At 59.6% G+C, this 9,694-nt stretch carries 10 protein-coding genes; 5 read left to right on the top strand and 5 right to left on the bottom strand.

Annotated features, from left to right (window positions below):
* Positions 1-427: 427 nt before the first annotated feature.
* The gene (locus L3J03_11385; protein MCF6291581.1) at positions 428-1,375 is read left to right on the top strand and encodes a helix-turn-helix domain-containing protein; all 948 of its coding nucleotides are present in this window, start codon (positions 428-430) and stop codon (positions 1,373-1,375) included.
* 36 nt (positions 1,376-1,411) lie between these two features.
* On the opposite strand, the gene L3J03_11390 is transcribed toward L3J03_11385, so the two are convergent.
* The 5 genes from L3J03_11390 to L3J03_11410 form a co-directional block, all read right to left on the bottom strand.
* Positions 1,412-2,206 carry a glycerophosphodiester phosphodiesterase gene (locus L3J03_11390; GenBank protein MCF6291582.1) on the bottom strand — a complete coding sequence of 265 codons (795 nt, stop codon included), beginning with the start codon at positions 2,204-2,206 and terminating at the stop codon, positions 1,412-1,414.
* 2 nt (positions 2,207-2,208) lie between these two features.
* Positions 2,209-3,504 carry an MFS transporter gene (locus tag L3J03_11395; protein ID MCF6291583.1) on the bottom strand — a complete coding sequence of 432 codons (1,296 nt, stop codon included), beginning with the start codon at positions 3,502-3,504 and terminating at the stop codon, positions 2,209-2,211.
* Between the two features lie 41 nt (positions 3,505-3,545).
* Positions 3,546-4,184: an endonuclease III domain-containing protein gene (locus tag L3J03_11400; GenBank protein ID MCF6291584.1), complete on the bottom strand. Its 639-nt coding sequence runs from the start codon at positions 4,182-4,184 to the stop codon at positions 3,546-3,548.
* A 9-nt stretch (positions 4,185-4,193) separates the two neighbouring features.
* Positions 4,194-5,276 (bottom strand): ATP-dependent 6-phosphofructokinase, encoded by a 1,083-nt coding sequence (locus L3J03_11405; GenBank protein ID MCF6291585.1) that lies wholly within the window; start codon positions 5,274-5,276, stop codon positions 4,194-4,196.
* A gap of 170 nt (positions 5,277-5,446) precedes the next feature.
* Positions 5,447-5,620 (bottom strand): hypothetical protein, encoded by a 174-nt coding sequence (locus L3J03_11410; GenBank protein ID MCF6291586.1) that lies wholly within the window; start codon positions 5,618-5,620, stop codon positions 5,447-5,449.
* A gap of 223 nt (positions 5,621-5,843) precedes the next feature.
* Here L3J03_11410 and L3J03_11415 point away from each other — a divergent pair, with 223 nt between their 5' ends.
* From L3J03_11415 to L3J03_11430, 4 genes are all read left to right on the top strand, one after another.
* The gene (locus tag L3J03_11415; GenBank protein ID MCF6291587.1) at positions 5,844-5,945 is read left to right on the top strand and encodes a Fe-S cluster assembly protein HesB; all 102 of its coding nucleotides are present in this window, start codon (positions 5,844-5,846) and stop codon (positions 5,943-5,945) included.
* A gap of 69 nt (positions 5,946-6,014) precedes the next feature.
* Positions 6,015-6,176: a hypothetical protein gene (locus L3J03_11420; GenBank protein ID MCF6291588.1), complete on the top strand. Its 162-nt coding sequence runs from the start codon at positions 6,015-6,017 to the stop codon at positions 6,174-6,176.
* Positions 6,177-6,362: 186 nt separating this feature from the next.
* Positions 6,363-8,978, top strand: a complete 2,616-nt coding sequence (gene clpB / locus L3J03_11425) for an ATP-dependent chaperone ClpB (GenBank protein ID MCF6291589.1) — start codon at positions 6,363-6,365, stop codon at positions 8,976-8,978.
* Positions 8,978-9,529, top strand: a complete 552-nt coding sequence (locus L3J03_11430) for a C-GCAxxG-C-C family protein (GenBank protein MCF6291590.1) — start codon at positions 8,978-8,980, stop codon at positions 9,527-9,529. The genes clpB and L3J03_11430 overlap by 1 nt, the downstream gene beginning before the upstream one ends.
* The last annotated feature ends 165 nt before the right edge of the window (positions 9,530-9,694 follow it).

Raw genomic sequence — 9,694 nt, forward strand, 5'->3', positions numbered from 1 at the left:
CCCCCTCCTGTCGGGAAAGGGGTCTTCTTCTACCAACGGCCGCTCCATTGAGAAGGGCTGGCTGTTCATAAACAGGCTATCAAGCAGGAACTCGCTTCGCCGCAACGGTGATTCGGAAGCCATAAGTATATCATGCCGAAGTTGTTTCAAATTCCGCTTTTGCCGTCACGGCCGCGGCTCAGGGTCCGCTACACCGTTCGGTATAAGAAAACCCCTTTCCCAGTCCAACCTCAAACGTACGGGGGTTACCGAAACCTTACGTGAAATCAACCTGACATCAGGTCGTATCCCTTTGAAAAGATTAAGCTGGGCACGAGACAAACAAAAAAAAGGCGCGAAAAAGAACTTTTGCGGACCGCTTAATTTTGTTAGCTTGTTGACCGTGCGAAGTAGAGGCCAACGGCCCTAACCCCCAGGAAACCCACCCATGGACGATCTCTTCCCCGGCCCGACCACCATGGTCCAGATCAACGGCGCCCGGGTCAGGCAACTCCGCGAACGTAAGGGGCTGACCCAGCTCTACCTGGCCACTGCCGTGGGCGTAACCACCGAGACCATCTCCCGCTGGGAAAACCGCCGCTATCCGTCGATCAAGTTCGATAATGCCGGCAAACTGGCCCAGGCCCTGGAAGTGGATCTTGCCGCAATCCTCCAGGGGCCCGAGGATCCCCCCCCGGACCAGGCTGAAAACAGAGGGGCCGGGGAACCGGCAACCGCGCCGCCGGCCGGGCCCTTACCCAAAAAACGCCATATTCCGCTGAGCAGGGTCCTGCTCCCGGCAGCGGCCCTCGCCCTTGGCCTGCTTCTTTTCTGGTGGTGGCCCGGCCGGCCGGTTGCGCCCCGGATTACAGCGGTCCGGACCATGCCGGCCCATTCTCCGGCCGGTCGGACATTTCCGTTGATCATCCAGGTGACCAGCGACCGACCGATCCCTTATTCGGTACTGCTCAAGGAATCCCTGCCCTTGGGCTGTACCCTGGTCAAAAGTGCGCCACCGGCAACCGTCCACAGCCGGACCACCGCCACGGCCAAGTGGATATCCCGCAGCCAGGGCCAGGGACTCACCTATGTCCTGCTGGTGCGTATCGCCCCGGAGGTTACCGCTGCCCGGCTTGAATTCTCCGGCACGATCACCTTGAAAAAATCAGGCAACCCCACTGCCATCACCGGGGCAACCACCCTTGTCATCGCGGATTTCCATTGGGCCGACACAGACCGGGACGGGATAATCAGCGACGCGGAGATCCTGGAGGCCTACGACCGGTACGATGCCCTGGACAAGATAGGCTATGACTGGGATCTGATCGATGAGATCTGGTCGGGCTCGGGCTACCGGTGGGATTCGAAAGGGAAACGCTTTGTGGTGATCCCCTGATCCGGCACTGGCACGGCGGATAAAAAAAAGACGGTTCTATGCCACTGTCCGGGCCGTGTCCGCCAGGACCCGGGGCTCGTCGCTCATCAGACCGTCCACCCCGAGCATGAGCAGCCGGGTCATCTCAGCCGGGTCATTGACGGTCCAGACATGCATCTCCACCCCCAGCCGGTGCGCGGCCCGGACCGCATCGGCGGTCACCAGGTCCATTCCCTGGTAATCCGGTGGAATCTGCAGGGCCTCGCCCGGCGGGAGATAACCGGACCAGTCGCCGGCCCGGAGCCGACCATAGAACTCCTCCACCTCGTTGAAGCTGAAGCTGGTTATCATCTCCGGCAGCAGCCGCCGGATGCGGGCCAGATTGCCGGCCTCGGCCGAGGCCAGCAGCACCCGGTCCGCGGCTCCATTCTCCTGCACGGTCTTTAAAACCATCTCCGCAACCTCCGGGTTATCCGGTTTGATCTCAATATTCACAAAAACCCGGGGCAGTCCGGAAAGCACCTCGGCCAGGGTGGGGACGGTAATCCCCTGGCCGCGTAAAGGGAAGGTGCGCCCCTGATCCTGGCTAAAGGTGGCGCCCGCATCCAGTTCCTTGATTTCCGCCAGGCTCAGCCCGGTTATATCCCCCTGTTGACCGCAGATACGCTCCATGGTCCGGTCATGGTGGACCATGACCATCCCGTCTTTACTGTTCCAGACATCCAGTTCCAGGTAGATCAGGCCGGCCCTGACCGCGTCCCGGAACGCGGGCATGGTGTTCTCCGGAAAACAACTGCCGCCCCGGTGGCCGAACAGGCGGGGCCGGGGCGGATCGAAAAAGCGCGTCTTCATGATCATCCTGCCCGGGCCTGGGCCCGGCCCCGCTCCACATCGACCCCGGCCAGGAGGATCATGCCGATAATAAAAAAAATGGTCAGGGCCAGGATGGAGAGCCTGACCGAACCGGTGAGATCAACGATCAAGGCAAAGAGCAAGGGGCCCATGATTGAGGCGAACTTGGCGGTAATGGCATAAAAACCGAAAAACTCAGCACCCTTGTCAGCCGGCAGCAGGGAGCTGAACAGGGAGCGGCTGACCGCCTGGCTGCCGCCCAGGATAAGGGCCACGCCAAAGCCGAGCAGCCAGAACTCCCACGGCCTGGCCATGAAATAGGCATACCCGGTGACAGCCACAAAGAGAACAAGGGCGATATGGATGGTGCGTTTGGCCCCGACCCGCTCGGCAAGGCGGCCGAACAGAAGGGTGCCGGGCATGGCCACGAACTGAATCATCAGATAACAGCCGAGGATCGCCCCCTGGCTCATCCGCAGTTCCTCCCTGGCAAAGATCGAGGCCACCACGATGATCGTCTGGATCCCGTCGTTATAAAAGAGGAAGGCGATCAGGAAGAGGAGCAGGTCGCGCCGGGCCGCGATCTCGGCAAAGGTCTTCAGGTAGCCGGCCGTCCCGGAATAACGGCCGGCCGGCCTGTCGGTGGCGCCGGCCGGCAGCAGGCGGATGGCCGGCAGGCCGAAAAAGAGCCACCACAGCCCGGTGAGCAGAAAACCGAAGCGGGTGGCCTGGCCCTGGTCGACTAACCCAAAAAATTTAAATTTCAGAATGATGCCGAAGACCAGTAAAAGCGCCAACCCGCCGCCCACATAGCCTGTTGCGAAACCCCGGGCCGAGAGACGGTCCATTTCCCCCTGATCGGCCAGGGCTGGCAGATAGGCATTATAAAAGACATTGCCGCCGGCAAAACTGATATTAGCGACAATAAACAGACCCGCGGCCAACAGATACCCGCCATGGCCGGCAGTGGCCAGGAGGGCGGTGGCAACGGAGCCGAGCAGACAGAACAAAAAAAGAAACCATCGGTGGTTCCCCCGGCGATCAGCCATGGCACCGAGCCAGGGCGCGCCCAGGGCAACGATCAGCATGGAGCAGGAGACCGCATAGCCCCACAGGGCGGCCGCCGGTTTGGTAAAGGAAAAACCGGGCAGGGAGATGATCGCCCCGCCCTCTGGGACCAGGGAAAGAAAATAAACCGGCAGTACCGCGGCCAGGCAGATGGTGGCAAAACCACTGTTGGCCCAATCGTAGAGACACCAGCCCAGCCAGGCCCTTTTTTTATCCGCTCCCTCCATCATCAGCGCTCATCGCCTTTTTTCGGGCCGTGAGCCGTCCATTCTTAAAAACCCTCCAGGGGGCATCCCTTGCATAGCGGCCGGTTCTTCTTGCAACACTCCTTGCCGAGCCGGACCAGGAGGGCATGATACTCGTTGAACAATCGAACATCCTTGGGCAGGGAATCCATGAAAAACTCCTGGATCGCATCATAGCCCTCCTCCTCGCCGATCAAGGCGTGACGGGAAAGGATGCGATGGGTATAGGCGTCCACCACAAAGACCGGTTTTCCGGCCGCATAGAGGATGATGGAGTCCGCGGTCTCCGGGCCGATGCCCTTGACCTTCAGCAACTGCCCCCTGAGGACATTCGTTTCCAGGGCAAAAAAGCCATCCAGCCCGTCCGGGTACTGGGAAACAATAAAATCGAGCAGATTCTTGAGCCGGGCCGCCTTAAGGTTGTAATAGCCGGCCGGTCTGATCTTGTCGGCAAGGGTTACCGCGGGCATCGCATGCAGGATCTCAAGGGAGAGCAACCCCTCTTGCTTAAGCGTGGCAATGGCCCGGCTGACATTGGTCCAGTTGGTGTTCTGGGTGAGTACCGCGCCGACCATCACCTCGAAGGGAGTCTCGCCCGGCCACCAGTGCTGGGGGCCGAACCGGTCGAAAAGGGCCTGATAGATGTCACTGACGGTGTTGGCCATACGGTTGATTCAATCGCCGAAACAGATCCCGATCTCCCGGGCGGTGAGTACCTTATCGCAATCCAGGGGGACCTGCTTGCGTGACTCTACCGCCTCGGCCAGGGGAACCGCGGTCATCCCCGGCGATGCCAGGGCCACCATGTGGTCAAAGGTGCCGGCCTCGGCCAGCCGCACCGCGGCGGCGCCGAAACGCAGGGCCAGCAGCCGGTCAAAGGTGGTCGGCGAGCCGCCCCGCTGCAGGTGGCCCAGCACCAGGGACCGGGTATCCTTGCCGGTACGTTTGCGGATCTCGGCCGCCACCCACTCACCGATCCCGCCCAGCAGCACCTCCTGCCGGCCCACCTCGCCTTCCTTGCAGATCTGTCCGCATTCCCCGCACCGGGCCCCCTCGGCCACCACCACAATGGCATAATCCTTGTTGTGGAGTTCATTGTCGTTGATCTTCTCGCAGACCTTGGCGATATCAAAGGTGATCTCTGGAATGAGAATCACATCGGCGTCTCCGGAGATCCCGGAGTTCAAGGCGATCCAGCCCGCCTCACGGCCCATCACCTCCACCACCATCACCCGGTCGTGGGACTTGGCGGTTGAATGCAGTTTGTCCAGGGCCTCGGTGGCAGTGGAAACAGCGGTGTCAAAGCCAAAGGTCATGACCGTGGCTTCCAGATCATTATCAATGGTCTTGGGCACGCCGATGACCGGCATCCCTTTCTGGGCAAAGCGGTGGGCAATCTCCAGACTGCCGTCGCCGCCCACCGCGATATGGCAGTAAAACCCCATCCGCTGAAAATTCTTCATTACCCGGTCGGAGACATCCCGGATAAGCAGCTCCCCGGCAAGATTCTCCACTGGCATGGAAAAGGGATTGCCTTTATTGGTGGAGCCGAGAATGGTGCCGCCGGTGTTGATAATCCCTTCCACTTTCTCCGGTGTCAGCCGGACCAGTTCGTCCAGGTCCAGCAATCCCTTGTAACCGCTCCGGCTGCCGTACACCTCCCAGTCCCGCAGGGTGGCGGCCTTAACCACGGAGTAGATCACCGCGTTCAAACCCGGGGCATCCCCGCCGCCAGTGGAAATAACAATTTTTCTCATGACCTCGATCCAGTTCTAATATCTGATTCCCGGCGCCCATACCTGTCAGCAACCGGCTCAACCAATGCTCCGGCCAGCATAACATAGCGGATTGTCCCCGCAACAGCATTATTCTTTGTAAGCGTTCACCAGCACCTCATCTTCGCCCATTTCGGAGTCTCGTGCCTCGCTTACCTGGCCTGCTCGAATAGCACCAGTATGCTTCGCAGTCCCGAATGAACGAATCTAAGCCACTGGTAAACGCTTACGGGCATGAGATTACCGTAAATCCGTACCCCCGGTGAACGGTTATTATTCTTTTCTCCCGCAGGAGCGAACAAGGAACCGTAACAATCCATAATCATGGGTTCTCACTCCACCGGGAATACTGATTCCCAACTCCCCTATTGACTTCTCGTGAGAGGCTTCTTACGATTATACGATAATAACTCACCTGATAATGGCTTTGCTCAATCCCCCTTTTTTTTAGCCGCGATATTTACACCCTGCCGTCGGGCAGGCCGGCGCTGCATAGTTTAAAAAGGCGGCAGGGCATGATGATGAATATTCTGCGCGAAGGAGAAAACCATGCTTGAAGTAACGGAAACAGCCACCAAAAATCTGAAGGCCTACATGGATGAGCACAATATCAGCTCATCCCTGCGGGTGGCGATCATGGGCGGTGGCTGAGCCGGCCCCTCCCTGGGACTGGCTCTGGATGAGTCAAAAGAAAACGATGAGACATTTGATCAGGACGGGTTGACCTTTGTGGTGGACAAGGAACTGATCGTCACCACCGGCACCATCAAAATCGACTTTGTCACCACCGGGATGCGGCCCGGGTTTTCGATCAGCTCGCAAAACCCCATTAACAAGGGCAGTTCCTGCAGCAGCGGTTCCTGCGGCACCAGTTGCGGGTAGAATCGTTCGCAAGATTTCTTTTTGGAACCCGGCGGGAAACCGCCGGGTTTTTTTATGTTCCGAGGTTATATCCGGCCCAGGGGTAGGACTCTCCTTGCTTGACAGATAGGTCCGGCACGCTTACCGTTTCCCAAAAGCAGATTCAATCTGTAGCAAATACAGCGAGATATACCGGAGGAAACAAGAATGCAATTCGATAAATTCACCATTAAATCCCAGGAGACCATCCAGGCGGCGCAACAACTGGCCGAATCCCGCGGCAACCAGGAGATCAGGCCCGAACATCTGCTCGCCGCCCTGCTCGAACAAAGCGAGGGGGTGGTGGTTCCGGCCCTGCGCAAGATGGGCGTCGATCCGACCGGGCTGCACAACGAAGCGGTGGCCCTGCTTGACGCTCTCCCCAGGGTCAGCGGCAGCGGGTTCGGCCAGGTGTACGCCTCGCAGCAGCTCAAGCAGACACTGGACCAGGCGTTCAGGACCGCCCGGGAGATGCAGGATGACTATGTCAGCCAGGAACATCTCTTCCTGGCCCTGCTGGCCAAGGATTCTCCGGTCGTTGCCATGTTGCAGTCCCGGGGAGTCAGCCGGGATAATTTTTTAAAGGCCCTGGTCGACATCCGCGGCAACCAGCGGGTCATTGACCAGAACCCGGAAGAAAAATACCAGGCCCTGGAAAAATACGCGCGCAACCTCACCGATATCGCCAAGCAGGGAAAACTGGACCCGGTGATCGGCCGGGACGACGAGGTGAGACGGGTGATTCAGGTGCTGTCACGACGGACCAAGAACAACCCGGTGCTGATCGGCGAACCCGGGGTGGGCAAGACCGCCATTGTCGAGGGGCTGGCCCAGCGGATCGTTAACGGCGATATCCCGGACACCCTTAAAAACAAGCAGGTGCTGGCCCTGGACTTGGGCGCGTTGATCGCCGGCGCCAAGTACCGGGGCGAATTCGAAGACCGTCTGAAAGCGGTTCTGAAAGAGGTGCAGAAACGGGAAGGCGAAATCATCCTCTTTATCGATGAGATCCACACCCTGGTCGGCGCCGGCGCGGCCGAAGGGTCCATGGACGCCTCCAACATGCTCAAGCCGGCCCTGGCCCGCGGCGAGTTGCACTGCGTCGGCGCCACCACCCTGGACGAGTACCGGAAATATATTGAAAAGGATGCAGCCCTGGAGCGCCGCTTCCAGCAGGTGCTGGTCCAGGAACCTTCGCTGGACGATACCATTGCCATCCTCCGCGGAATAAAAGAAAAGTATGAGGTTCATCACGGGGTCCGGATCACCGACGGCGCCACCGTGGCCGCGGCCACCCTGTCGAACCGCTATATCACCGACCGGTTTCTGCCGGACAAGGCCATTGACCTGATCGACGAGGCGGCATCACGGCTCAGGATCGAGATCGATTCCATGCCCACCGAGATCGACGAGGTGGACCGTAAGCGGATCAAGCTGGAGATCGAACGGGAGGCCCTGAAAAAGGAAAAAGACAAGGTCTCCCGCGAGCGGTTGGCCAAGCTGGAACAGGAACTGGCCGATATCAACGAGGAGCTGCAGAGCATGCGGGCTCACTGGACCCTGGAGCGCGATATTATCCAGAAGATAAGGCAGATCAAGGGCGAGATAGAGCAGGCCGGGATTGAGGAGCAGCAGGCCCAGCGCGTCGGCGATCTGAGCCGGGTGGCGGAGATCCGCTACGGCCGGATCGTGGAACTGGAAAAAAAACTGGCCCAGGAAAACGAGCGGCTGGCCGAGGTCCAGAAAGACAAAAAAATGCTCAAGGAAGAGGTCTCGGAGGAAGATGTGGCCGCGGTGGTCGCCAAATGGACCGGCATCCCGGTGGCCAACCTCCTGACCGGGGAAAAGGAGAAGCTGGTCCATGCCGAGGAGCACCTCGCCCGCCGGGTGGTGGGCCAGGCCGAGGCGATCACCGCGGTGGCCAATGCCGTGCGCCGGGCCCGGGCCGGGCTGCAGGACCCGAACCGCCCCCTGGGCTCCTTCATCTTCCTCGGACCCACCGGGGTCGGCAAGACCGAGTTGGCCAGGACCCTGGCCGGGTTTCTCTTTGACACCGAATCGGCCATGGTCCGGATCGACATGTCGGAGTTCATGGAAAAACATTCGGTGGCCCGGCTGATCGGCGCCCCTCCCGGCTATGTGGGCTATGATGAGGGCGGCTACCTCACCGAAGCGGTCCGGCGGCGGCCCTATTCGGTAATCCTCTTTGACGAGATCGAAAAGGCCCATTCCGATGTCTTCAACGTCCTGCTCCAGATCCTGGACGACGGGCGGATGACCGATGGTCAGGGGAGGACCGTGGATTTCAAGAACACCATCCTGATCATGACCTCCAACCTGGGCAGCCAGATGATCTCCGATCTCGGCGAGGGAAACCGGGTCGAGCTGGAGAACCGGATGCAGGAGATTCTCCACCGCCAGTTCAAGCCGGAATTCCTGAACCGGATCGATGAGATCATCATCTTCCATAGTCTGAGCCGTGCAGACCTGATCCGGATCGTGGATATCCAGATCGAACTCCTGACCAGGCGGCTGGCCGAGAAAAAGTTCACCCTCAGGCTCACCGACGCGGCCCGGGAATACATCATCACCAAGGGGTATGATCCGGCCTTTGGCGCCCGGCCGCTCAAGCGGGCCATCCAGCGATACATCCTGGACGCCCTGGCCATGCGCCTCCTGGAAGGCGCCTTTGCCGAGGGCGACCGGATCCTGGTGGATGCGGACCCGGCCGGGGACACCCTTGTCTTTAACAAGGAAACCCGGCCGGGAGAGCAAGAACAGTAATGCCCCTTCCCCAAGAGCACACCATCGAGGAAATCGCTCATCTTGCCGGCCGGCGGGCCGCCAATCTGTTTACAGCCCGTCGGCTTTGCTGTTCCGAGGCGGTCCTGCTGGTCTTAAACAACGGTTTTAACGGCGGCCTGGACTTTGACACGGCCCGCAATCTCGGCGCTGGTTTCTGCGGCGGCATGGGCGATGCCGGCTGTGTCTGCGGCGCCCTGTCCGGCGCGGTCATGGGGCTTGGCCTTTTCTTGGGTCCTGCCGCTCCGAACGGGCTTAATAAGAAAAAATTCCGGGCCCTGATCAAAAACCTGCACAATGCCTTTCAAACAAAACAGGGTTCAACCTGTTGCCGGATACTGATCCAGGATTTCAGCAACGGAAAACAAAAAACGGCCCGCCATAACCACTGCACCGGAATCACCGAGCACGGCGGCAGACTGGCCGTTGAACTGCTGCTTAAGGCCCGCCCCGCCCTTCTCGGCCGGGCCGACCTCGCCTTTCTTGAAAAAAAGGACACCCGGCTCACCGGGTTGCTGACCGGGAAATTATAACCCTGTTCCGACACATTAGAAAAACAGGCGGCCGCCCGGGCAAAAATCTCAAAGAATCTTATTGACAAGGTGCTCAGAAGATAATAGGTTGTCGCGTCTTCGCAGGGCTTGACAGCTGATTTTTTTCGAGACTGATCGGCGATGAAAAGCGCTTGACATCAGGTC

The organism is Desulfobacterales bacterium (assembly GCA_021647905.1).
In the GTDB taxonomy this organism is placed as follows: Bacteria; Desulfobacterota; Desulfobulbia; order Desulfobulbales; family BM004; genus JAKITW01.